Origin of the sequence: Yersinia sp. SCPM-O-B-9106 (C-191) (assembly GCF_026183365.1) — a bacterium.
GTDB classification, from domain to species: domain Bacteria; phylum Pseudomonadota; class Gammaproteobacteria; order Enterobacterales; family Enterobacteriaceae; genus Yersinia; species Yersinia rochesterensis.
On the sequence record NZ_CP110791.1, the window covers coordinates 2,890,841 to 2,916,184 of the forward strand.

A 25,344-nucleotide genomic window follows, 5' to 3' on the forward strand; every position below is an offset into this window, starting at 1 on the left:
GTGGTCTACAGAATACACTACCCATGACGCATAAAAAAGCCAGCTCGTAAGCTGGCTCTTGGTTTTGACAATGAATCAGTATCAACAACGCATTATACGTTGTCGTCCTTGTCTTCACCGTCTTCTGCTTCGTCAGCAGCATCTTCATCTTCCGGTGTGTTCAGCGCAGTCTCTTCTTCACTGCCCTCTTCACCTTCTAATGATTCGCCATCAAGGATTTCATCGTCCTCTTCCGGCTCTGCAACACGTTGCAGACCGACGACATGTTCGTCTTCAGCGGTACGGATCAGCGTCACACCCTGGGTATTTCGGCCCACGACGCTCACTTCAGATACGCGGGTACGCACCAGTGTACCGGCATCGGTGATCATCATGATCTGGTCGGTCGGTGCCACTTGCACAGCCCCAACAACCTTACCATTACGTTCACTGACTTTAATGGAGATAACCCCCTGAGTCGCACGCGACTTAGTTGGATATTCTTCCACTGCGGTACGTTTACCATAACCGTTTTCAGTCACTGTCAGGATTTCACCATCACCCCGTGGGATGATAAGAGAAATAACCCGATCGTCGCCATTGAGGTTGATACCACGTACACCGGTCGCAGTACGGCCCATTGAACGGACCTGCGATTCAGGGAAGCGAACCACTTTACCCAATGCGGAGAACAGCATCACTTCATTGCTGCCATCAGTCAGATCGACGCCGATCAGCTCATCGCCTTCATTCAGATTGACGGCAATAATACCGGCACTGCGTGGGCGACTGAATTCGGTTAGTGCGGTTTTCTTCACAGTACCGCTCGCGGTAGCCATAAAGATATGACGACCTTCTTCGTATTCCCGCACTGGCAGAATGGCGGTGATTCGCTCATTTGGCTCAAGCGGCAATAAGTTGACGATCGGACGACCACGCGCCCCACGGCTAGCTTCCGGCAACTGATAGACTTTCATCCAATAGAGGCGGCCACGGCTGGAGAAGCACAAAATAGTATCGTGGGTATTGGCGACCAGCAGGCGATCAATGAAGTCTTCTTCTTTGATACGGGCAGCCGACTTACCTTTACCACCGCGACGCTGAGCTTCGTAATCAGTCAGAGGTTGATATTTGACATAACCCTGATGGGACAGTGTCACAACCACATCTTCCTGATTAATCAGGTCTTCGATATTAATGTCAGAGGTGTTCGCAGTGATTTCTGTACGACGCGCATCATTATATAGCTCTTTAATAGCCACTAACTCTTCGCGGATAACTTCCATCAAGCGCTCTGGGTTTTCCAGAATAAAGATCAACTCACCAATGACGGTCAGTAGCTCTTTATACTCATCCAGCAGTTTTTCATGCTCCAGACCGGTCAGTTTCTGCAAACGCAGATCCAAAATGGCCTGAGCTTGCTGCTCGGTGAGATAATACTTGCCGTCGCGGATCCCGAACTCTTCTTCCAGCCATTCAGGGCGGGCAGCATCATCACCGGCACGTTCCAGCATCGACGCGACGTTGCCTAATTCCCATGGGCTGGCAATCAGGCCAGCTTTCGCTTCGGCTGGTGTTGCCGCACGGCGAATCAATTCGATAATCGGATCGATGTTAGCCAATGCAATGGCCAGCGCTTCAAGGATATGCGCGCGGTCACGTGCTTTACGCAGTTCAAAAATAGTCCGGCGCGTTACCACTTCACGGCGGTGGCGAACAAAGGCGACCAGGATGTCTTTCAGGTTAAGCAATTTAGGCTGCCCTTGAGACAGAGCCACCATATTGATACCGAAAGTCACCTGCAATTGCGTCAGAGAGTAGAGGTTATTCAGCACCACTTCCCCGACCGCATCGCGTTTGATTTCAATCACGATGCGCATGCCGTCTTTATCAGACTCATCACGCAATGCACTGATGCCTTCAACGCGTTTTTCTTTGACCAGCTCGGCTATCTTTTCAATCAACCGCGCTTTGTTCACCTGATATGGGATCTCGTGAACAATAATGGTTTCACGGCCAGTTTTAGCATCAGCTTCGACTTCAGCACGGGCGCGAACATAAATCTTGCCGCGACCGGTACGATAAGCTTCTTCAATACCACGGCGACCATTGATAATCGCAGCGGTTGGGAAATCTGGCCCAGGGATGTACTCCATCAACCCTTCAATGGTGATGTTTTCATCTTCGATATAGGCCAGGCAGCCATCAATAACCTCAGAAAGGTTATGCGGCGGAATATTGGTTGCCATCCCGACGGCAATACCTGACGAGCCGTTAACCAGCAAGTTAGGAATTTTGGTCGGCATTACGGCAGGAATTTGCTCCGTACCGTCATAGTTAGGCACGAAGTCGACGGTATCTTTTTCTAAATCCGCTAACAACTCGTGAGCAATTTTAGACATACGGATTTCGGTATAACGCATCGCCGCGGCGGAGTCGCCATCAACGGAACCGAAGTTTCCCTGCCCATCCACCAGCATATAGCGCAGTGAGAACGGCTGAGCCATACGCACGATAGTGTCGTAGACCGCGCTGTCACCATGCGGGTGATATTTACCGATAACGTCCCCGACTACACGGGCCGATTTTTTGTATGGTTTATTCCAGTCATTGCCCAGTACATTCATCGCAAACAGTACGCGACGGTGAACGGGCTTCAGTCCATCCCGGACATCTGGTAATGCACGTCCGACAATAACGGACATCGCGTAATCCAGATAGGAGCTTTTCAGCTCTTCCTCGATGTTGACCGGTGTTATTTCTCTGGCAAGGTCGCTCATTGAGCCGCTATCCCTCTACTAATTACCGGATTTAAAGGTACGAAACTATATCACAAAACCCTGATTTTGGCGAAACTACATAATGATTGTCGAAACTACTATTACCGCATATCGCCGCATGCACGCCTTATAGACAAAACTGCGCCAATTGACGGGGAATATGTATAATCTGCGCAAAGATATAAAACAGAGAGAACTCGCCATGTCTATAGATACCACCGCCCCCCATCGTCAAGTTGCTGAACAGATAAACGTCGATGAACAAGAAATTGCTAAATTTGAAGCAGTTGCCTCCCGCTGGTGGGATTTAGAAGGCGAGTTTAAGCCTCTCCACCGTATCAACCCGCTGCGTCTTGATTACATTTTGCAGCGCGCTGGCGGTATTTTCGATAAGAAAGTGCTGGATGTGGGTTGCGGTGGCGGTATTCTGGCTGAAAGTATGGCGCATGAAGGTGCTCAGGTTACCGGGTTGGATATGGGCTATGAGCCACTACAAGTTGCGCGGTTGCATGCATTGGAAACCGGCACCAAACTCGATTATGTTCAGGAAACAGTTGAAAGCCACGCGCAAAAACACCCGCAATATTACGATGTGGTGACCTGCATGGAGATGCTCGAACACGTCCCAGACCCTGCTTCGGTTATTCGCGCCTGTGCACAATTGGTCAAGCCCGGCGGGCATGTTTTCTTTTCGACCATCAACCGCAATACTAAATCCTGGCTAATGGCGGTGGTGGGCGCTGAATATATATTGAAAATGGTGCCCAAAGGCACTCATGATTCGAAAAAGTTTATTCGCCCATCAGAACTTATCGGCTGGGTTGACCAAACGCCACTGCGCGAACGCCATATTATTGGCTTGCATTACAACCCGATAACAGACCATTTCAAGTTGGGCCGCAATGTTGATGTGAACTATATGGTGCATACTCAACGGGATGAAGAATAACCCCATCAAATGAGTGTATAAAAATCAAGCAATACCCAATATATTTCGCGTTGTAGCAAGGCAGCAACAGAACGCATCCCCAGGATGCTTAGTCCACTAAGTGACTGGGGTAAGTAAGGGCAGCCAACACCGCTACAGCGTGAAAGAGGAAGGGGATTTTTCTAATGTTTAATAAACCGGCAAACGATCAAATTTTTAAGATTTTCAGTAAAATCTTATCCCCTAGAGTGATGGGAGGTGAGCGCCAGTAATGGCGCTGCCTGTGAGCCTTTCGTAACAATTCACCCCCAAGTTATCCACACAATATAGCGGTTTTGTTCACTTGCCAAAAGTCTCAATACTCACTATCTTGTTATCTATCCACTACCCACCCCCTATATATTGTGTTTACATACTGAACAACACACTACGACCTCAATGATTATTTCAGTCATGGAGAGCGTTAATTTGCGTTGTGCAGACACGAAGTCAGGGGAAAAAAGGTCACGAATACATGAACCAAAGTCTACTTGTTACTAAACGCGATGGCAGTAAAGAACGCATCAATCTGGATAAAATCCACCGGGTCATCGACTGGGCCGCGGAAGGTTTACATAACGTCTCAGTATCTCAAGTAGAATTGCGTTCACACATTCAGTTTTATGATGGTATTAAAACCGCTGATATCCATGAAACTATCATCAAAGCTGCCGCAGATTTGATCTCGCGCGACGCACCGGATTACCAATATCTGGCGGCGCGTCTGGCTATCTTCCACCTGCGCAAAAAAGCCTATGGTCAGTTTGAACCACCAAAATTATTCGCCCATGTGACGAAAATGGTGGATATGGGTAAATACGACAAACATCTGCTGGAAGACTACACCGCAGAAGAATTCGAACAGATGGACACTTTCATCGACCATTGGCGCGATATGAACTTCTCCTATGCTGCGGTTAAGCAGTTGGAAGGCAAATATTTGGTGCAAAACCGCGTCAGCGGCGAGATCTATGAAAGTGCCCAATTCCTGTACATTCTGGTTTCCGCCTGCTTGTTCTCTAACTATCCGCGCGAAACCCGGATGGATTACATCAAGCGCTTCTATGATGCGATTTCTACTTTCAAAATCTCATTGCCGACGCCAATTATGTCCGGCGTGCGCACCCCAACCCGCCAGTTCAGCTCTTGCGTGTTGATTGAGTGCGGCGACAGTCTGGATTCTATCAATGCCACCTCCAGCGCCATTGTGAAATATGTGTCACAACGCGCCGGTATTGGTATCAATGCAGGCCGGATCCGGGCGCTGGGTAGCCCAATTCGCGGCGGCGAAGCTTTCCATACCGGTTGTATTCCGTTCTACAAACACTTCCAAACTGCGGTGAAATCCTGTTCACAGGGCGGTGTACGTGGCGGTGCAGCTACGTTGTTCTACCCAATGTGGCACTTGGAAGTTGAAAGCCTGCTGGTTCTGAAAAACAACCGTGGTGTTGAAGGCAACCGCGTGCGTCATATGGATTACGGCGTACAAATCAACAAACTGATGTATCAGCGCTTGCTGAAAGGCGAAGACATCACCTTGTTCAGCCCGTCCGATGTTCCGGGCCTGTATGACGCGTTCTTCGCCGATCAAGACGAATTTGAGCGCCTTTATGTCAAATACGAGCAAGACAGCAGCATCCGCAAGCAGCGCGTGAAGGCGGTCGAGTTATTCTCTCTGATGATGCAAGAGCGTGCTTCCACTGGCCGTATCTATATTCAAAACGTGGATCACTGCAACACCCACAGCCCGTTTGACCCGAAAGTTGCGCCAGTGCGCCAGTCAAACTTGTGTTTGGAAATTGCCTTGCCAACCAAGCCGTTGAATGACATCAACGACGAAAATGGTGAAATTGCGCTCTGTACTTTGTCGGCATTCAACTTGGGTGCCATTGACAGCCTTGATGATTTAGAAGATTTGGCCGTGTTGGCCGTGCGGGCGCTGGATGCCCTGCTCGATTATCAGGATTACCCAATTGCCGCAGCACAGCGTGGTGCTATGGGCCGCCGTACCTTGGGTATCGGTGTGATTAACTTTGCTTATTATCTGGCGAAGAATGGCGTTCGTTACTCCGATGGCAGTGCCAACAACCTGACTCACCGCACCTTTGAAGCTATTCAGTATTATTTATTGAAAGCCTCCAATGCGCTGGCCCGTGAGCAAGGCGCTTGCCAGTGGTTCAACGAAACCACCTATTCACAGGGTATTTTGCCAATTGATACCTATAAGAAAGATTTGGATGCCATCAGTGACGAACCTCTGCATTACGATTGGGAAACGCTGCGTAAGGACATCCAAACTCACGGCCTGCGTAACTCCACGCTGTCAGCGCTGATGCCTTCCGAGACATCCTCGCAGATCTCCAATGCCACTAATGGTATTGAGCCGCCGCGTGGATATGTCAGTATCAAAGCCTCGAAAGATGGTATTCTGCGCCAGGTTGTTCCTGAATATGAGCGCCTGAAAGATGCTTATGAGCTGCTGTGGGAAATGCCAAATAACGATGGTTATTTACAGCTGGTAGGTTTGATGCAGAAATTCGTCGATCAGGCAATTTCAGCCAACACTAATTACGATCCGACCCGCTTCCCGTCAGGCAAAGTGCCGATGAAGCAGTTGCTAAAAGATTTGCTCACCACTTACAAATTTGGCGTAAAAACCCTTTACTATCAAAACACCCGCGATGGTGCTGATGATGTGCAGGAAGATATCCAAAGTCAGCCGGGTGATGATGACTGCGAAGGCGGTGCATGTAAGATCTGATTTTGAGTTAAGGCCTGCGCGATGATAGCCAATACATTCATCGCGGGGCCTCTTCATTTGCCCCTGAGGAAATCATGGCCTATACCACTTTTTCGCAAAATAAAAACAACCAATTACTCGAACCCATGTTTTTTGGTCAACCCGTCAACGTGGCGCGTTTCGACCAACAAAAACACGCTATTTTCGAAAAGCTGATTGAGAAACAACTCTCATTTTTCTGGCGTCCGGAAGAGATTGACGTCTCCCGCGATCGTATCGACTACAACGCCCTGCCAGATCATGAAAAACACATTTTTATCAGCAACCTGAAATACCAAACATTGCTGGATTCTATTCAGGGACGTAGCCCTAATGTGGCCCTATTGCCGCTGGTTTCCATTCCTGAGCTGGAAACCTGGATAGAAACCTGGTCGTTTTCTGAAACTATTCACTCGCGCTCTTACACTCATATCATTCGCAATATCGTTAACGATCCTTCGATTGTTTTCGATGATATCGTGACCAACGAAGAGATCCTCAAACGCGCAAAAGATATCTCAGGGTATTACGACGATTTGATTGAGATGACCAGTTACTACCATCTGCTGGGAGAAGGTACCCATCAGGTCAATGGTAAAACTGTGGTGGTCAATCTGCGTGAGCTGAAAAAGCAGCTTTATCTGTGTGTAATGAGTGTTAATGCGCTGGAAGCTATCCGTTTCTATGTCAGTTTCGCCTGCTCCTTTGCCTTTGCCGAGCGCGAACTGATGGAAGGCAACGCCAAAATCATCAAAATGATTGCCCGCGATGAAGCCCTACATTTGACGGGCACCCAGCATATTATTAACTTAATGCGCTCAGGTGAAGATGACCCGGAAATGGCTGAAATTGCTGAAGAATGCCAGCAGCAATGTTATGACCTGTTTGTTTTGGCCGCGCAACAAGAAAAAGAATGGGCAGAATACCTGTTCCGTGACGGCTCAATGATTGGTCTGAACAAAGAGATCTTGTGCCAATATGTGGAATATATCACTAATATCCGCATGCAAGCGGTCGGGCTGGGTGTGCCATTTAATACCCGCACCAACCCGATCCCATGGATCAACTCCTGGTTAGTGTCTGATAACGTGCAGGTTGCACCGCAGGAAGTTGAAGTCAGTTCTTATCTGGTCGGCCAAATTGATTCAGAAATCAGTGCTGACGACCTGAGTGATTTCGAGCTGTAATTGATGAAGCTTATACCCAATAGATTTCGAGTTGCAGCCAGGCGGCAACTGAATGCATCCAAGGAGTTGAGATAACTCAATGACTTGGGTAAGTGATGGCAGCCAACACCGCTGCAACTTGAAAGATGACGGGGATACTGTGAAGTTGAGCACCACCGGTGCTCAACTTACCCCACCAGCGAATAGCCGCAACTTGTTAGAAACACTTGAACACCATCAGGTACAAATCGAATACCAATGCCGCTCCGGTTATTGCGGTTCTTGTCGCCTGCGTTTGCTCAAAGGCGAAGTCTGCTATTCGCAGCAACCTTTAGCGTTTATTCAGGCCGGCGAGATTCTGCCCTGTTGCTGTCAGCCAAAGGGCGATATAGAAATCGAACTTTAATATTCCCTCGAATCGGATTTCACCTATAATCAGCTAGTTGAATAGATGATATTTTTGCATCTGGAATCAAAATCATAGGGACAAAAGATGAAAAGACTGTCAATCGCAATAACTAGTCTGTTAATGGCAGCATCGGCCAGCACTATTGCCGCTACAGAGCCGCCGCTTAATCAGCAACAGCCGTTAGAGAAGATTGCGCCTTATCCGGCGGCAGAAAAAGGCATAAGCCGCCAGGTCATTTTCCTCGATCCACAAGAAGATGAAAACAACTTCAAAGTTGAATTACTGATCGGCAAAACTATTGAAGTTGACTGCAACCGCCATATGCTCAGTGGCAATCTGGAAACCAGAACTTTGTCTGGCTGGGGTTTTGATTATCTGGTGATGGATAAAATCTCAGAACCGGCCTCCACCATGATGGGGTGCCCAGATAACACCCGTCGCCCGCAATTTATCGCCGCTAATCTGGGTGATGCCGCCATGCAGCGCTACAACAGCCGCCTGCCGATTGTGGTTTATGTGCCGCAAGGTGTTGATGTGAAATACCGGATTTGGCAAGCTGGCAACGAAGTCAGAAATGCGCAGGTGAAATAAACCTCGCGAACACCGGAAAAGGCTGACGCGGCCTTTTTCGGTGTTGTGCTACCGCCCACAGTAAAAACTACAGAATTTCAACCACTTCCAGCCAACCGTGTTGACCACAAACCGCCCCTCCTTTCAGCCAACGGCGCAGCATATCTAATGCCAGCATGGCGCTGCTTTCTTGGCGGATGCGCAAACTATGGCGGCTTGCCTGATAAGCTACCGTCTGGGCAAAAGTCCCATCAGGGGTATGCAGTGCCACACTCAGGCGATCGTTTTGCATGGCGCTCACTGCTAACACCACCTGAGCACCACACAGCATTGATAATGACTGCGCACGGCCAGCAACCTCATTTAATGATTCCTGGCAATGCGCCGGTAATAACTCGCCCCCGGCCAAAGGTGCAGCGGCGCTTTGTAACTGCCAATGCAACAACCCACCGGTAAATTGTTCACTGACGGCTAATAACAGCCCGCGTTGAGTCAATTGTTCACTCAACAATGCCGGTAAGCCCCGCGTACCTTCGAATATGATGCTCTCACCCGCGACCGCCCTGACCTGTTGCCAGATTTCCTCCATCGCCGCTTGCTGCGAAGCTGGCCCGGTTAGCTTCAATTCAATAATGGGGGCGGATGAGCGATAGCCTAGCACCGCGCCGTCCGGGAGTAGCAGTGAATCTAACTCAAGGGCCAAATCACTTTCCGAGCGGCCAAAGGTGGTCATTCGCAAACATAATGGCGGTTCAGCCACATCAAAATGTTGACGTAAGCGCGGCATAATCTGCTGCTCAACCATCACTTTAAATTCTGACGGCACACCGGGGGTGAAAAACATCAAACATTTATTGAGCCGTAAAGCAAAACCACACGCGGTTCCGACCGGGTTATCCAGCATTTCGGCATTGGCCGGAATATGCGCTTGTTTACGATTGGTCGACGACATTACCCTGCCGCGCTCTTTAAAGAATGCTTCCATCCGCGCAATCCATTCCGGATGCTCGATAAGCTCCGTTCCGGCTGCACGCGCCGCTGCCAAAGCACTTAAATCGTCACTGGTCGGCCCAAGCCCCCCGTTAACAATCAGCACATCAGCCACCTGGCTCCGCTCCGTCAGCACTTCAATAAGAGACGCGAGTGAGTCACCGACTGTTTCCCGGCTGCTGATTGGCAAACCCTGATTAAATAAATAATCTGCCAGCCATGCGGCGTTGGTATCAATAATCTGCCCATGCAGCACTTCATCCCCGGTACTCAACATCTCAACTCTGATCATTTTCTTCTCCGTCGATGCTTATGCATTCACTTTAAGAAGCCAACCGCATAAACACAATCGTTATCCATTATCAGAATGAAGAACGATGGTAAAAGTCGATATTTCAGCGCCTTAAGAATCGTAATGATAAGTTTACAGTGCGCGTAACGCCGATTTGACACAAATGAGGCAATCCTCTACTCTGCTGCACTTTATCATGCTAATAAATTATCATGTAGTAGAGGAAAGCGTGAAGAATCGCACTCTGGGCAGTATATTTATCGTTGCGGGCACCACTATTGGTGCCGGCATGTTGGCAATGCCACTGGCGGCGGCGGGAGTCGGCTTCGGCGTCACCCTCGCATTATTGATTTTTCTTTGGGTATTAATGTGTTACACCGCATTACTCTTGGTGGAAGTCTACCAGCATGAGGCGGCCGATACCGGGCTGGGCACCCTTGCCAAACGCTATCTCGGTAATCGCGGTCAATGGCTCACTGGTTTCAGCATGATGTTTTTGATGTATGCGCTGACTGCCGCCTATATCAGCGGTGCAGGCGAGCTACTGGCAACCAGCATCAGCCAGTGGACTCAGCAATCATTTCCAACCTATCTCGGTGTATTATTGTTTACACTTGTGGCTGGCGGTGTGGTCTGTATTGGCACCCATTCAGTTGACTTATTTAACCGCATCCTATTCAGCGCCAAAATTATCTTCCTGATAGTCATGCTGTCATTGATGATGCCGCATATCGAAAAAACCAACTTATTGACCTTGCCGCTGGAACAAGGGTTAGCGCTTTCTGCTATTCCGGTCATATTCACTTCATTTGGCTTCCATGGCAGCGTTCCAAGTATTGTTAATTATATGGGCGGTAATATTCGCAAGCTGCGCTGGGTGTTTATTATCGGCAGTGCGATCCCATTAATTGCGTATATTTTCTGGCAGTTAGCGACATTAGGGGCGATATCCTCCCATACCTTTGTCGGAATATTGGCGCAGCAAGCCGGGTTGAATGGGTTATTACAAGCGGTGCGCGATGTGGTGGCCTCACCCCATGTTGAGCTGGCGGTTCATCTGTTTGCAGACTTGGCGCTGGCGACCTCATTCTTGGGCGTTGCATTGGGGCTGTTTGATTATCTGGCTGATTTATTTAAACGCCGTAACTCAGTGCGGGGCCGCCTGCAAACCGGCGCAATTACCTTTGTACCGCCGCTGCTGTTTGCGCTGTTTTACCCCCGTGGTTTTATTATGGCGCTGGGCTTTGCCGCCGTTGCCTTATCTGTCTTAGCCTTAATTCTGCCCGCGATGCTGGCGTGGAAAGCACGTAAAGTCCATCAGGGAAATTATCGCGTCTGGGGCGGGAAACCCGCACTGGCGGCGGTATTTGCCTGCGGTGTGCTGGTCATTGGTATTCAGGTGGGAATTGTTACCGGTGCATTACCCGCAGTCGGGTAATTCAGCGAATAAATACAAAAAGGCGCATATCCTGTCAGGAGTGCGCCTTTTTTTACAGAAAATAGTGTTAAATTAGAAGTTCAGGCCAGCGCCGATATATACGCCATCCGCCAGGCGGTTATCGCGACGCCCTTCTTTACCTTCCATATTAATATAGCGATAGCCGACATCAACAGTCAGCGGGCGGAATACATTCCAGCGCACGCCGCCATTGGCTTCACTGTAGGATTTCATCCCACTGGTCAATTCTTCCGGCGCGAAATAGCCCTCGCCATATAAGCTGAATGACTTGTTGATTGGGTAAGTTAGCCCGCCGCCAATCGCGACTGCGCCACCACTGCTACCCTCTTCCGGTGACATATAAATGCCTTTCCCGCCGACAGTGGCCATCAGTGGGCCAATAGGTAAATTGAAGCCCAAGCCCATGCCGTAGATATCACCGTCATGGTCACTGCGAGCCCAATTACCACTGATGGCTAAACCGCCGGTGTTAGTGCCAAGGCCGAATCCTAAATTGGTGTAATGACGCCCGGTTTCGGCATTAAAACTTATTGCACTGGCGGAACCTGCAACAAACAGCAAGCTAGCTGCACAGGCGATTAAATGCTTATTCATATTGTTCTCTTATGATTCGTGATGTCACCCGTGACCCGCTATTGGCCGACAGATTTTTCCTGTACCAAGTTTAACTGAAAAAAACAGCATGAACACACGTAAAAACCGATTAAATACCACAGTATTTCAAATGATTGTAAGTCATTGTGTGATTGAAATGGGTTATACCCTAAATAATTCGAGCTTCAGGCAGGCGGCAAGTGAGAGAGTCCCGATGAGCTTAGTGTGTTGTAAGTGATTCGGGTGACAAATCGGTCGGGAACCGATTTGAACGCTGTTTGCAGCGGCCTCGCAGAGGCGAGGACCATGGACGGGCCGAGTAACGAAAGTAGCCAACGCACATGCAGCTTGAAGTATGACGGGTATATGCAAACAATGATAACAATAAGGCGTACCTATTTGCCGAATACCACTAATAAGGCTACAACTAGTGTGGAGATCAAGGAATAACTCGCTGATGTTGTTTAAGTTATTATTTTACCAATCAGACTTTTGGCAAAATGTAATGCTTTAAAACACCCGAAAAGCAATCAATTCAACAGCAATACTGGAGAAAATGATGAGCAAAAAGAAAGGATTAACCACCGCAGCGGGCGCCCCCGTCGTTGATAATAATAATGTCGTCACTGCTGGCCGACGTGGCCCCATGCTACTGCAAGATGTCTGGTTCTTAGAAAAACTGGCCCATTTCGATCGTGAAGTTATCCCAGAGCGCCGCATGCATGCTAAAGGCTCTGGCGCTTACGGCACATTTACTGTCACTCACGACATCACGAAATATACGCGCGCAAAAATTTTCGCCGAGCCAGGCAAACAAACTGAAATGTTTGTGCGGTTCTCTACAGTGGCAGGCGAACGCGGTGCTGCCGATGCCGAACGTGATATTCGTGGCTTTGCCATGAAATATTATACCGAGGAAGGTAATTGGGATTTGGTCGGCAATGATACGCCAGTATTCTATTTACGTGACCCATTGAAATTCCCCGATCTGAACCACGTAGTGAAACGCGACCCGCGCACCAACCTACGCAACCCGATTTATAAATGGGATTTCTTCTCTCAACTACCCGAAGCTCTGCATCAGCTCACTATCGATTTCAGTGACCGTGGCCTGCCGAAATCTTATCGCCACATGCACGGATTCGGCAGCCATACCTTCAGCTTTATCAATGCCGCCAATGAGCGTTTTTGGGTTAAATTCCATTTCCGCTGCCAGCAAGGCATTGAAAATATGATGGATGATGAGGCTGAAAAACTGATTGGGGCGGACCGTGAAAGCTCTCAACGCGATTTATATGAAGCGATAGAACGCGGCGACTTCCCGCGCTGGAATCTACAAATTCAGGTGATGCCAGAACATGAAGCATCACAAACCCCGTATAACCCATTCGACCTGACCAAAGTGTGGCCGCACGGCGATTATCCGCTGATTGATGTCGGTTTCTTCGAACTGAACCGCAATCCAGAGAACTATTTTGCTGAAGTAGAACAAGCCGCATTCAACCCTGCCAACGTGGTGCCGGGGGTCAGTTTCTCTCCTGACCGTATGTTGCAAGGCCGCCTGTTTTCCTACGGCGACGCGGCACGTTATCGTTTAGGGGTTAATCATCACCAGATCCCAGTGAACAGTGCCAAATGTCCGTTCCATAATTATCACCGTGACGGCGCTATGCGCGTTGATGGTAACAGTGGCAATGGGGCGACTTACGAGCCAAATAGTTTTGGTTTATTCCAGGAACAACCTGATTTCAGTGAGCCGCCATTGACATTAGAAGGGGCCGCAGATCACTGGAATCACCGCGAAGATACTGATTACTTCTCACAACCTCGGGCGTTATTCAACTTGCTCAGCGCAGAAGAACATCAGCGGATGTTTACCCGTATTGCGGGTGAGTTGTCGCAAATTCCTGAAGAAATTCAACGCCGTCAGATAGCGCTGTTTACACAAGTTCACCCGGATTATGGTAATGGGGTGAAGAAAGCGCTGGGGTTAAATTAGGGTTATTGTTGTAGTCGATTTGGTGATCAGGATCGGTTGATATCAGTTTTGCGATCAGATTCGGTTGTTAAAGCAACTGAGTTTACTTAACCTCCTATGAACCAACCGGCAAAGGGGCCATTAGCGTGGCCCCTTATGCAATCCCGCGCTTGCGCGAAATATTGCCCTACGGGTAAACCGCCTGCGTCCTTCGGGCTGACGAGCCAGCGCGATTCGCAATCCATGCTCAAGCGCGCTTTTCGCGGGCGTCCATGCCCGCTCGCTCTACCCTCCATCCTTGTCGGCAATATTCCTGAATGCGCTCAACATCAAAAGCCAATTCAAAACCTTGTTTTTAGGTTTTGAAGTTTAAAAGCACATTTGAGCCGCCGAGTGAAGAATGTAGCAAGGGAAATCCGCCATGGACGGCGGATTTAGGCGTCACGCGGAGGGACCCGCGTAAAGCCGTCCCGCCAGCGAAATGATGAGTGAGGGAACCCACGCAGTGGGCAAGCGATACGTGCGCCAGCGCGGGATTCCACAAGGGTGCGCGCCCGCACCCTTTGGCGGTTGAAGCTATGGAAGTTAAGTGAGCCGTGAAGTTTTAACAACCGAACCCAATAACTAAATCACTAAATCACTAAATCAAATCAACCACAAAATCAGCCACATCCCGCCGCGAGACCTTAATCCCACCCTTTTTAAGTTCCGCCGGTAAGCGGTAAAAAGCCACCGGGCGCTGGAATGTCGCCAGTTGTGGTGCTAACCAGTTTGCTAACACGGCATCATCCACGGCCTCATCGGCATCAATCACCGCCACGGGCCGGTGACCAAATTCACTATCAGCAACAGGAATAACAAAAGCTTGCTGCACCCCCGGATACTGCAACAAAACGCGCTCAATATCCTCAGGTTGAATACCCTCGCCGCCGCTGAAAAACAAATTATCCAGCCGCCCAAGAATCCGCAGCTCGCCTTGCTGCCATTCACCACGATCGCGCGTATGGAACCAACCTTCGCTGTCAGTTATGGGTTGCAATTCACCCTGTTGCCAATAGCCCGCAGCCAAGCAATCTGCTTTCGCCCAAACCTCACCCTCAACCAACTTCACTTGCCGCCCTGCTAGCGCCACACCTACACCGGGCATGCCGTCAGCGCGTTTGGCACACAAGGTCGAGGCTAATTCCGTCAAGCCATAACCACACCAGCAACGAATCCCACGGGCTTCGGCTTGCTCGGTCAGCGCAGTCGGGATAGTCGCGCCCCCTAGCAACACCTCTTTCAAGGTGAGCACCGGGTCTGGACTCTCCAATAAACGCCAAAGTTGGGTTGGCACCAGTGAAGCATGGCTGCACCCCACCAACGCGTCAGATAGCGGCATCCCCGCTCGCACCACTAAGCCCGCCCCGGCACTTAGCCAGCGCCAGACAATACCCTGCCCCGATACGTGAAATAGCGGTAATGACAGCAACCAACTGTCATCCGCCGTAAAATTCATCAATCGCAAGACGCCGTGAGCGCTGGCCAGATGGGCCGCCAATGTGTGCACCGCTGCTTTGGGTAAACCAGAGGAGCCAGAGGTCAATGTCATGGTCGCCAGCCGTTGGCTATCCCAGGCAACAAAATCTACCGCGCCATGCTCAGTATTGAAATTCAACGGAATAAAGCTGAGTTGCGCAGGAAGTGGATCAGCCAGATTCAGCATAAAATCAATATTCAACTGTGGCAAAAGTTGCGCCAACAGTGGCTCTGGCAATTGCGGGTTGAGGGGCAATACGCGAGCGCCGCACTGCAAGGCCGCCAGATAGGCCAGCAGCAGTGAATCACTGTTTTTGCCGCGCAGCACTACGCCACAGCCGGGCGTCACTCCCTGCTGTTGAAAACTCGCCGCCAGATTATCAATATCAGCCGCTAATTGTTGCCAACTGATCCGTTGCGACCCCGAGCAAATAGCTGTCGCCCGAGGCCGCAGATTGGCCCAGTATTTCCATGGCGATAAGTATTTCCATGGCGATAAGTGTTGCCGTGGAAATAAATGCTTCCAAGGCCAATCACTTAGCTGTGCCATAGCACGTCCAGTTGATCGTCTGTCAATAGCGGCAGAGTGCTGTCCGGCCACTGACGAACAACTTGCGCCTGCATCAGGTTCAAGGTGTCCAACCCCGGCACTGTTGCTGGGGTTAACCACGCCGCCAATCGGGCCAGTTGAGTCAGCCCCAAGCTCGACTCGATGCTTGAGCTGATAACTGCCACCAACCCCGCTTGATGTGCTTGCTGCACCAATTGCTGGCAACGCGCGATGCTGCCCACCAGCGTCGGTTTGATGACAATCGCCGCCACACCCGGCTCGGCTTCCACCTTGAAATCCGCCTCGCGCATACTTTCATCCCAGGCGATGGCGATGCCGGTGTCACGGGCAAACTCACGGGATTCGGCGCGGGTTTTGCAGGGTTCTTCTAAAAACGCAATGCGGGAGCGCAATTCGGGATTGACATACTTGGCGAAACCCTCGGCTTTGGCCCGCGTCCAACTGCGATTGGCATCCAGCCGCAGTTTCAAATCAGGTAAAGCCTCCAACAGCACATTAACAATCATGCCATCGCGCACCGCTTCATACAGCCCGACTTTTACCTTGGCGACTTTCTCGCCCGGCAAAGCCTGTAGCACCGCGAACAACTCGTCTGGATCGCCAGTACACAGCGGGGCTTTGCGGTAATCCGCCGTCAACGGCAATAATTCATCAAGCTCCGCCAGTGCGCAACTGAGGCCAAAATCCACCGAGGGCAATGCGCTGAGTTCCGGCTTTTCGCCATTTACCCAGCGCTGTAACTCAGTGATCGCGGCGGCTTGCGCCTCTGGCAAGGTTTCCTGGCTGAACTCTGGCAAGGGAGCAATTTCCCCCCAGCCGGTCTGCTCGCCTTGCTGCAATTTCACCAATAATCCATCGCGGCTTTTTAGCCGCTGATGCCGCAGTATCACCCCAGCTTCCATCGGGATGCTATAGCGGTAAAGTGTGGCCGCGCGCATTACGGATTACGCTTGAATTTGCTGAAGTCTGGCTGGCGCTTCTCATTGAATGCATTACGCCCTTCCTGACCTTCTTCTGTCATATAAAACAACATGGTGGCGTTGCCGGCCAACTCTTGCAGGCCCGCCTGTCCATCGCAGTCGGCGTTCAATGCCGCTTTCAGACAGCGCAGCGCCATTGGGCTGTTTTCCAGCATTTCACGGCACCAGCGCACCGTTTCTTTTTCCAGCTCGGCAACAGGCACCACGGTATTCACCAGCCCCATATCCAATGCTTGTTTAGCATCATACTGGCGGCATAAGAACCAAATTTCGCGCGCTTTTTTCTGGCCAACAATGCGCGCCATATAAGCCGCGCCCCAGCCGCCGTCAAATGAACCGACTTTTGGCCCAGTCTGGCCGAAAATGGCATTATCAGCAGCAACAGTCAGGTCGCACATCATATGCAATACATGCCCACCGCCAATAGAATAACCGGCAACCATTGCTACAATTGGTTTCGGGCAAGTGCGGATCTGGCGCTGGAAATCCAGCACATTCAGATGATGGGTACCACTGGCATCCTGATAGCCGCCGTAGTCGCCACGAACTTTCTGATCACCACCGGAACAGAAGGCTTTTTCGCCCTCACCGGTCAAAATGATGACGCCGATATTGTCATCATAGCGGGCATCAGCCAGCGCCTGAATCATCTCTTTCACCGTCAATGGGCGGAATGCATTACGCACATGAGGGCGATTGATGGTGATCTTGGCGATCCCATCACTGGATTTGTGATAACGAATATCTTCAAACCCGGCAGAGCAATCTTGCCATTCGATGGCGGCATACAGCTGTTCTTCGCTCGGATAAAGCATAGTAAGCATTCCTTTAACGGGATGGTGGTGAAAATGAAGACTGTGATAAAAATGAAAGCACCTGCGCGGCAAAAGCTCCGGGATTCGCCCGATGAGCATTGTGTCCGGCACGAGCCAAAGTGCGTAATGGCAGTGGGTATTGGCGGGCCAATTGCTGGAATTTGTGGTCGCGCTCACCGCACAAATAGGTGTATGGGACATTAAGCCGTTGCAGGGCCGGTAATAACCAAGGTTGATGCCCAAGTGAGGTAGCTTCCAGCATATCAGCCACCGCCGGGCCATGATTATTGGCGCGCTCCGCCACTAATTGCTCGCGTTGTTGCGAATCTAAGTCAGCAAATACCGCCTGCTGATACCAGTCGGTGAGCACTTGTGGCAAAGGTTCATGGCGAAAACGTTGCGCCCATTGGCAATCTTGCTGAAAGCGCGCTTCTCGCAGCTCATCACTTTCCAGCCCAAGGTTGCCCCCTTCGACCAATAACCCTTGCAGACCAACAGGATTTCCATAACAAGCATGAAACATCGCGATTCTACCGCCTAAAGAATAGCCCGCCAGCCAATATTCGCGAATGCCATTAGCTTGCAATGTTTCGCTTAACTGGCGGCTGATATCTTCAAAGCCACGGGTGGTCAAGGCCACCGAGTTGCCGTGGCCCGGTAAATCGACCAGCAGTGAGGGAATGTCACCGCATAATTCCGCTACGGGCAGCCAATCCTCGCCGCTTCCCAACAAACCATGCAACCAAACTAACCATGGCCCGCTATGTTGCCGCGCCGAGGATTGGGGATGTGGGCTGAGTTTTCGGCATGCCAGCGTCATAAATGAGCCACCTGTTGCGCCAGTTGTTGCAGCGTCTCTGCCCCCTGGCTCGGCGGCACCTGTATTTCAATCAGTGTGACACCGCCGTGGTGCCAGCATTGTTCTACCTGTTGCTGGAGCATCAGCCAGCTCTCTGGGCGGGCATAACCTAAGCCAAACATCGCGGCGGCATGCTCAAAACTCACATTTTGCGGCATGCAATAAAAACGCTGGCGGTCAGCTTCTGGGGTGGGCAGCAGAGAGAAAATCTGCCCGCCATTATTGTTCACCACCAACAACACCATTGGGGCTGAACTTTGGCGCAATAAAGCCAGCGCATTAAGGTCATAGAGGGCGGATAAATCCCCGACAATAGCCAGCGTCGGCTTGGCGGTGGCGCGCTGGACACCGGCGGCGGTCGACAACAAACCATCAATGCCACTGGCACCGCGATTACTGTAAACCGGGTAGCCCACCGGTAATTGACCAAGCGCATCAATCAAGCGGACAATCAAACTGTTACCGACAAAAAGCTGCCCATTTTCGGGTAATAATTCAGCCAGCAGATGGGCAATCGCCGCCTCACTGAATTGTTCATTTAGCGCCTCGGCGACATGCGCATGAGCATTTTCCGCCCCTATAATTAGCTCGGTAGCCCAAGGGGTTCGGCGCTGTGCTGGATGCTGTTTCAGCCATTCATTCACCGGAGAAATAATTCTGCGCCCACGGTGATTGGCGGGATCAAGGCGGCCCGGTAAGTTATCGACCAGCCAGTATTCTTGCGGCTGGCATTGTTCTTGCCATTTCAACAGGTGCTTGCCAGTCAGGCTGCTGCCAAACTGCAAGACAATCTGCGCCTGCGCCAGCACGCGCTGTGCGCTCGGATGTTCAATCCATAGCTCCGCACAAGGTAGCGGTTGACCGGTCTGTGACAGCACATCGCCAATCAATGGCCAGCCGAGTAATTCTGCCCATTCGGCGAGCTGTTCGCCCTCTTCTGCCGTCATACGCCCGGCAATAATGACTCCGCGCTTTTGACGCCAGAAAAACCAGTCAGCTTGCTGAATTTGCGGCAAATAACCGGATTGGCGCAACCAAGGATGGCAATCTTGCCACCAGTCGCCCAAGGTGGCAGACCAATCGGCATAGAGTTGCTCATCACCGCCATAGAGTGGTTCAGCAAACGGGCAGTTAATATGCAGCCCGCCATGGTGTAATTGCGCCATCGCACTGTCGAGGGTGGAAACCAGCCAACGCGCAGGAATATCTGGCGTCGGCCGTGGCAAATTAAGACTTAATGTCGGGTGGCTGGCAAACAGCCCTTGCTGGCGAATGGCCTGATTAGCTCCGCAATCTATCAATTCTGGCGGGCGGTCGGCGGTCAATAAAATCAGGCGCTCACCGGTCAACCCGGCTTCAATTAAGGCCGGATAAAGGTTGGCCGCCGCCGTGCCGGACGTGACAATCACCGCCACTGGCTCAGTGGAAGCTTTTGCTAATCCTAATGCCAGATGCCCTAAGCCGCGCTCATCAAAATGGGTATGGCAAACCAGCGAGGGATTTGCCGCCGCCGCTAAGGTTAGCGGTGTCGAGCGGGAACCCGGCGCAATACAGATATGACGCACACCGTGGCGACTTAACGCCTCCAGTAGCAATGCCGCCCAACGACGGTTAAAAACGCTTGTCGACATGGTTCGCCCAAAAGTCAGTTAACAGACACTGCAATCTCGATAATCAGCATGAGGAACATGCTTTCCTCTGAAAAAGCCCGGAGTGACTGATTAATAGTAAAATTCTTATCATTATCTCCCCAAAACCGGCATAAGAGCCATAATCCGACCACATAGTGAATGCGGTTAATGATTACATTTTAGGATTATAATTTTCATTAGTCAGCAAAGTATGTAACCCCGCCAATTTATTGTTAATTTCTTGCCATTCCTGTTCAGCATCCGAACCGGCGACAATACCGGCACCGGCATACAGATGAATTTGGCTGTCGTCCAGCCATGCCGAACGCAGTGTTACAGTGAATTCAGTTTGTTTCAGGGAGAGGTAGCCCGCCGAACCGGAATACCAGCCACGAGAAAAAGGTTCATTTTCACTAATAAACTGGCGGGCAACATTGCGAGGCAGCCCGGCCACTGCCGCCGTCGGTTGCAGCCGGTATAGGCAATCAGCATCATTGGCGCGGTTAAGCTGCGCATGAATACGGCGGCGCAAATGCTGCACTTTTCGCAAGCGAATAATTTCTGGTGGCATGACATCCACCGCCACGACCCCGCCTTGTAAGCGCTGGCAAATGTCATCAACCACCAGCAAATTCTCGCGCTGATTCTTTTCATCATGCATCAACCAATCAGCCAACGCAGTGGCTTGTGCCGTGTCGTTATCATTTGACGTGGTTCCCGCCAACGCTTCGGTTTCCAGATGTTGCAACTGGCGCAAATACAGGCGCTCAGGGCTGGAGCCTAAAAATGCTCGGGAGCCATCAAAGCGCAACATAAAGTGAAAACAGTGATGATTGACCTGCCGACTGGCGGCCATAAAAGCCGCGCAAGAGAGCGGTTTATCCAGCCGCAAGCGGGTCGCCCGCGCCAGCACCACTTTCTCCATTTTTTGTTGCTCAATATTGCCCAAAGCCTGCTGAATAAGGCGGCTCCACTGCGGGTATTCCGGCATATGGCTGGCATTTTCAACCACCACGTCCAATGCAGGCAGGGGTTTGGCAATAACCAGTTGATCAATAAAGGCGATGGCGAGCAAGGCGTCTTGCGCGAGGGAATAGTCACTGACCAGATTAAGAGTCAAATGGGTATTGTTACCGCGCCGCAAAATTTCAATACGCGGTAAAAATAAGAAACTGGTTTGGGTTTGCTGCGGGGCTTCAGCAGCGGGTGTGGCAATATTTGCTGCTTCGGCAATATTTGTTGCTTCGACAATAATAGTGACCGGCTCAAACGCATTCAGTCCCCAAATGCGTAAACCCGCCACAGCACTATGCTGTTGGATAAATTGATCTGCTGATGCTACATCATTAAATTGCCGGGTTTGCCCACAGACGGCAGCCTCTTCATGACCATCGCGATGATGCCAATAGAATTGAGGAAAATGGCCTTGTGCGGCAAGCCATTCAAGCAATTGATTACCCACTTGTCCCGGCGCGGGCAAGATAATTTGCCGAATACCAGCCTGGTCAGGGAAACCGGCACGTAACTTTTGCCGTAATTCGCCCAACAAACCAGAAAGTTGCTTCACGACCACCTCGGCAAATCAACAGAAAGAGTGGGATTATACGGGCCATGAATAATAAGAAAAGTCAGATTGAAAAGTTATTGTTAGTTATCACACTAATTTTTGATGTCGATGCAAATCTTTACCTCTTAATAGGGGGAAAGGGCAGGAATCCCCCCCTGCCCTCTGTATTGAATTAAAACTCCCAACGCAGGCCAGCATTCACTTGCCAATTAGTGTTGATATCACCGCCGGAAGATTTTTCCACATCAAAATAAAAGCGAGAATTGTTATCCTCAGTTAACTGGATATTGGTTCCTACACCGTAGGTTACCCAGCTATCCTTACCCTCTTGTTTAGAGACTAAGGTGGCGTCTTTCCCGCGAATAGTGACATTGCGATCACCGGCAAACTCATGCAGTAAATCGACTTTCAGATAAACATCATTTTTACTGTTTTCCTCGAAGCGATGCCCTACCCGCACCCCAGCACGACCGATCACACTATTAATATTGTCCTGCTGGATCTGTAGCCCACTGCTGGTAGTGTAGTTGGCTTTATCAATATGGGTGTAAACCAGTTGCCCTTGAGGCTCGATAAAATTGCCGTTACCGATTGAAAACTCACGACCATATTCACCACTCGCACTCCAGGCCCAGTTGCTCGCCGCACCATGATCAGCAGTGCCCAGTGTATTTCGGTAATCAAAATCGCTCTTCAGGTGGCTGTATTTCAATACCAAATCGACATAATCCTGCTTCTCAGGCCGATTCCATGAACCATAAAGGCTGCCGCCGTAGCTTTTGTTATCGCCTGAACCTTGGTCAAAGGTAGATTTACCGGTCAGATAATGAGCAGCCAACCCTGTTGTCCAGATGCCGTACTCATTCTCATTTTTGTGGTCATAACCTAGCTGATAAAAGTGATATTGGTTTTTAAAATAACTGCCCTCATCACTCTTCATCTCACCGCCTTTATAACGCAACCAAACTCCATTTTCCTGTTGGTCATTTCTTAATTCACCCAAACGTTTGTTAAGGCTATCAATTTCAAGGCGAGCGGTTGCGGTGGTATAATTGACACTGGCATTCGCCATCGCGGTATCACTCCCGGCACTGAGTTTTTTATCCACGCCGGTAATATACCAGTTAGTCCCAAACTGACTTTGCGGATCTCCGTCTTTAATATCCGAGCGGAGAATAGGCTTATAGTCATAAACATATTCGTTGGTAATATCTATCTGACCATAAGCTTTAAAGCTGACATTATTGGCAGCATCTGCCACCCAAATATCTTCACTCAAATCGCTAAATTTATTGATGTTCAGTGCTTCAATATAGTGAGTCCCGCCGGTGCTACTGCTGACCACTTCAATAAAATCACTGCCATTTCTGCGCTGGTCATCGGTTTTACTGGTGTTCACGTCAACCAGGAAAATACCTTCATTGCCTTGTAAGTCATAAATTTTGACACTTTCATTCTGACTTTTATTGGTGTGAAGGTTAAAACCATGCAAATTAACGATACCGTCTTTTTGCAGGTTTAATGCGCTGATTTCTGCATTAACTGCATCGGGTATCCACTGCGCTTTATTCATTAACGTCACATCCAATTTACCCGCCCAGGTATTATTGGTTGCATTATAGGTATTGAACTCGGTACCGTGCCAATAAGAGTTTCCACCATTTAATACCGCGGTAATACTGCTACCGGTATCAAATTCACTGCCTAAGTCCAGATTACCCAATAAATTAACTTGATAATTACCCGATTGGTTAATTGTTACCTGACCACCGCGCTTGCCGCTAACAGCATCACTTTTCGAGCCACCACTGGGGTAATTTTCATTATGATCCAACGCCTCCAAAAAGTTTTTGGCGTAGGTGTTAATATACACATCCCCCGCATTGGCGGTAATTGTAGTGCCAACTCCCGTCGCATACAGGCCATTATTTGCAGTGGTTCCGGTACTTGCCCCGCTGATATCCATTTCAACCAGGGAATTGATATACACTTTGCCATTGATGGTTACCTGTGAACCATTAGAAGCAAACAGCGCCGTGTTATTATGATGATGACCATCACCCACGCTCAGGTTATTGTTGAAACTGAAATTATTGATTGAAACCGCATTATTTTTATCAACTGCCAGACCAAAGAAAGCGGAATACGGACTCAAGGGTGAGGTGTTATTGCCCTGTATATCTACCGAGTAATCTCCAACGTTATAACTTTTACCGCTGGCTTCCGTTGCGCCAAGATAAACCTCAAGCGAGGTGTTGGGATTATCAACATTGACCTTCGCGGTGTAATTGCCATCACCATAAATAGCATCGGATAATTTCACCGAAGTGGGGCCGATACTGCTCGCTGAGTAATCCAATTCAATACTTTCAGCTATGCTGGAACCTGACCAAACAACATGGCTGATAATTGTAGATAAAAGTAATGGACGAAATAATTTAGATGCATGCCTAACTTTATGCATTTATACACACTCCGCATTAAATTAATATCACACAAAAAGCCTATAACATTTATTAAAGTTCACCCCCCTCTATTAAGTAATAAAATACAAGACGTCAATTGTAACTGACAAATATAAATGGCATTATTAATAAAATAAACTTTCTGTCAATATAAATGTGCATTTTTTATGCATCTTTACATTTTTAATTATGACTTAACACCGACGTTATTTCCCTAAAAAATAATTAATATCTTTATAAAAATTAAATTAAATATAACTATCAACAAAATGTTTTATAAAAAAACATCACATTCAAATAACAAATTATAATGTTTTTTTTAAAAAATAATCTCTTTATTGGTATTTTATAACTTAAAAACGGCCCATTTAAGGGCCGAGAATGAGTAGAATAATGTTGGAGATGATTTTTACTGCGGTGATATTGACGGGAATATTTAGCGCCGCGCCAGCAAAAGCCCCACAACCAAACCGACGGTTGCTCCAATCCCGACACTGCACCAAGGTTTTTCGCGCACATAATCATCAGTACAACACGCAAGCGTTTTCGCCCGTTTGATATAGCATTTACTGCGGCCATTCAAACGGTATTGAACCTCCTTTAGTGCTTTTTCCGCGCGGGCTTTGATTTCCTTATAGCTTTCGTCAGCTGCATCGCCCGAGGCGCGCAACACTTCTTCCAGCGTATCAGTGAGCATAGTCAAATCGTCGTCCAGCGAAGTTTGCTGTTCTTTATCTCGATTCATGTAGATTCTCCATGAGTGACATAGGGTTTTATAAGGATAGTCGATAATGGGAGATGGGAGTCGATGGAGCTTCTCGGTGATCAGGTTCGGTTGTTAGAATTTCACGGTTCACTTAACCTCCGATGAACTAACCGCCAAAGGTGGTGGCCCGAGTGAGCCACCAGGGATATGAGGCGACAATGCCAGCAATGAGAACAAACCGAATATCAACCGAAACCAGAGCCGGCTCT

Annotated in this window: 18 protein-coding genes; 7 read left to right on the plus strand and 11 right to left on the minus strand. The window is 49.5% G+C overall.

The window, feature by feature from the left end:
- Positions 1-92 precede the first annotated feature (92 nt).
- Positions 93-2,759 (minus strand): DNA topoisomerase (ATP-hydrolyzing) subunit A, encoded by a 2,667-nt coding sequence (gyrA, locus tag OP863_RS13215; RefSeq protein ID WP_145587919.1) that lies wholly within the window; start codon positions 2,757-2,759, stop codon positions 93-95.
- A gap of 202 nt (positions 2,760-2,961) precedes the next feature.
- On the opposite strand from gyrA, the gene ubiG reads away from it, so the two are divergent.
- From ubiG to eco, 5 genes are all read left to right on the plus strand, one after another.
- Positions 2,962-3,708 carry a bifunctional 2-polyprenyl-6-hydroxyphenol methylase/3-demethylubiquinol 3-O-methyltransferase UbiG gene (gene ubiG, locus OP863_RS13220; RefSeq protein WP_145591656.1) on the plus strand — a complete coding sequence of 249 codons (747 nt, stop codon included), beginning with the start codon at positions 2,962-2,964 and terminating at the stop codon, positions 3,706-3,708.
- 493 nt (positions 3,709-4,201) lie between these two features.
- A complete protein-coding gene (gene nrdA / locus OP863_RS13225) occupies positions 4,202-6,487 on the plus strand; it encodes a class 1a ribonucleoside-diphosphate reductase subunit alpha (protein ID WP_038631883.1) in 2,286 nt (761 codons plus the stop codon).
- 74 nt (positions 6,488-6,561) lie between these two features.
- The gene (nrdB, locus tag OP863_RS13230; RefSeq protein WP_038631881.1) at positions 6,562-7,692 is read left to right on the plus strand and encodes a class Ia ribonucleoside-diphosphate reductase subunit beta; all 1,131 of its coding nucleotides are present in this window, start codon (positions 6,562-6,564) and stop codon (positions 7,690-7,692) included.
- Between the two features lie 79 nt (positions 7,693-7,771).
- Positions 7,772-8,077, plus strand: coding sequence for a class I ribonucleotide reductase maintenance protein YfaE (gene yfaE / locus OP863_RS13235; RefSeq protein WP_042562392.1), 306 nt, complete (start codon positions 7,772-7,774; stop codon positions 8,075-8,077).
- 87 nt (positions 8,078-8,164) lie between these two features.
- Positions 8,165-8,671 (plus strand): serine protease inhibitor ecotin, encoded by a 507-nt coding sequence (gene eco / locus OP863_RS13240; protein WP_265525387.1) that lies wholly within the window; start codon positions 8,165-8,167, stop codon positions 8,669-8,671.
- A 67-nt stretch (positions 8,672-8,738) separates the two neighbouring features.
- Here eco and OP863_RS13245 read toward each other — a convergent pair whose 3' ends face one another.
- Complete coding sequence (locus OP863_RS13245) at positions 8,739-9,932, minus strand: nicotinamide mononucleotide deamidase-related protein YfaY (RefSeq protein ID WP_265525388.1); 1,194 nt, start codon at positions 9,930-9,932, stop codon at positions 8,739-8,741.
- A gap of 229 nt (positions 9,933-10,161) precedes the next feature.
- Here OP863_RS13245 and tyrP point away from each other — a divergent pair, with 229 nt between their 5' ends.
- Positions 10,162-11,370: a tyrosine transporter TyrP gene (tyrP, locus tag OP863_RS13250; protein ID WP_145510241.1), complete on the plus strand. Its 1,209-nt coding sequence runs from the start codon at positions 10,162-10,164 to the stop codon at positions 11,368-11,370.
- 72 nt (positions 11,371-11,442) lie between these two features.
- On the opposite strand, the gene OP863_RS13255 is transcribed toward tyrP, so the two are convergent.
- The gene (locus tag OP863_RS13255) at positions 11,443-11,985 is read right to left on the minus strand and encodes a YfaZ family protein (RefSeq protein WP_145587911.1); all 543 of its coding nucleotides are present in this window, start codon (positions 11,983-11,985) and stop codon (positions 11,443-11,445) included.
- A 559-nt stretch (positions 11,986-12,544) separates the two neighbouring features.
- Between OP863_RS13255 and OP863_RS13260 the strand changes: the two genes are divergently transcribed.
- Complete coding sequence (locus OP863_RS13260) at positions 12,545-13,984, plus strand: catalase (protein WP_172667598.1); 1,440 nt, start codon at positions 12,545-12,547, stop codon at positions 13,982-13,984.
- A 619-nt stretch (positions 13,985-14,603) separates the two neighbouring features.
- On the opposite strand, the gene menE is transcribed toward OP863_RS13260, so the two are convergent.
- The 8 genes from menE to OP863_RS13300 form a co-directional block, all read right to left on the minus strand.
- Positions 14,604-16,031 carry an o-succinylbenzoate--CoA ligase gene (gene menE, locus OP863_RS13265; protein WP_265525389.1) on the minus strand — a complete coding sequence of 476 codons (1,428 nt, stop codon included), beginning with the start codon at positions 16,029-16,031 and terminating at the stop codon, positions 14,604-14,606.
- Positions 16,019-16,990 carry an o-succinylbenzoate synthase gene (gene menC / locus OP863_RS13270; protein ID WP_265525390.1) on the minus strand — a complete coding sequence of 324 codons (972 nt, stop codon included), beginning with the start codon at positions 16,988-16,990 and terminating at the stop codon, positions 16,019-16,021. The genes menE and menC overlap by 13 nt, the downstream gene beginning before the upstream one ends.
- On the minus strand, positions 16,990-17,847 hold the full coding sequence (gene menB, locus OP863_RS13275; RefSeq protein ID WP_038631864.1) for a 1,4-dihydroxy-2-naphthoyl-CoA synthase: 858 nt from the start codon (positions 17,845-17,847) through the stop codon (positions 16,990-16,992). Before menB ends, menC begins: the two co-directional genes overlap by 1 nt.
- Before the next feature lie 13 nt (positions 17,848-17,860).
- Positions 17,861-18,667 (minus strand): 2-succinyl-6-hydroxy-2,4-cyclohexadiene-1-carboxylate synthase, encoded by an 807-nt coding sequence (gene menH / locus OP863_RS13280; RefSeq protein WP_145587903.1) that lies wholly within the window; start codon positions 18,665-18,667, stop codon positions 17,861-17,863.
- Positions 18,664-20,337 (minus strand): 2-succinyl-5-enolpyruvyl-6-hydroxy-3-cyclohexene-1-carboxylic-acid synthase, encoded by a 1,674-nt coding sequence (menD, locus tag OP863_RS13285; RefSeq protein WP_038631860.1) that lies wholly within the window; start codon positions 20,335-20,337, stop codon positions 18,664-18,666. Before menD ends, menH begins: the two co-directional genes overlap by 4 nt.
- 172 nt (positions 20,338-20,509) lie before the next feature.
- Entirely contained in the window at positions 20,510-21,904 is a 1,395-nt protein-coding gene (locus OP863_RS13290; protein WP_265525391.1) for an isochorismate synthase, read from the minus strand.
- A 172-nt stretch (positions 21,905-22,076) separates the two neighbouring features.
- Positions 22,077-24,368 carry an autotransporter outer membrane beta-barrel domain-containing protein gene (locus OP863_RS13295; RefSeq protein ID WP_265525392.1) on the minus strand — a complete coding sequence of 764 codons (2,292 nt, stop codon included), beginning with the start codon at positions 24,366-24,368 and terminating at the stop codon, positions 22,077-22,079.
- A gap of 437 nt (positions 24,369-24,805) precedes the next feature.
- On the minus strand, positions 24,806-25,114 hold the full coding sequence (locus OP863_RS13300; protein WP_050291326.1) for a DUF883 domain-containing protein: 309 nt from the start codon (positions 25,112-25,114) through the stop codon (positions 24,806-24,808).
- Between the last annotated feature and the right edge of the window lie 230 nt (positions 25,115-25,344).